This is a genomic window from Pseudomonas sp. SIMBA_067, from assembly GCF_046534675.1.
Lineage (GTDB): Bacteria > Pseudomonadota > Gammaproteobacteria > Pseudomonadales > Pseudomonadaceae > Aquipseudomonas > Aquipseudomonas putida.
Genome location: NZ_JAWRYH010000450.1, coordinates 1 through 271, shown reverse-complemented (window position 1 = coordinate 271; position 271 = coordinate 1). Strand labels below are relative to the sequence as shown.

The following is a 271-nucleotide window of genomic DNA, read 5'->3' as shown; positions in this document are numbered from 1 at the left end:
ATGCAAAAATGAAGCTCGGGATGATCGCCAGCGACGACTTCACGCCGCAGATGCATCTGGTCTGGGCGCTGAAAGATGCCCGCCTGGCGCTGGATGCCGCAGAGACGCCGCTGCCGGCGCTGGAGAATATCGCACAGCTCTGGCAGCAGGCGGTGGAGGCCGGACACGGTGAAGAGGATCTGGCGGTGATCTACCGCTACCTGAAGGCGCAATGAGTCAGCAGCATTTTGACTTCAGCACGCGTCCGCTGGTGCCGCTGGCGCACGATTAC

1 protein-coding gene is annotated in these 271 nt (G+C 62.0%); it reads left to right on the top strand.

The annotated features are described in order from the left end of the window. Positions 1 to 215, top strand: a 215-nt coding sequence (locus SB765_RS29850; protein ID WP_410932523.1) for an NAD-binding protein, incomplete at its 5' end; no start/stop codon positions are given. Between the last annotated feature and the right edge of the window lie 56 nt (positions 216 to 271).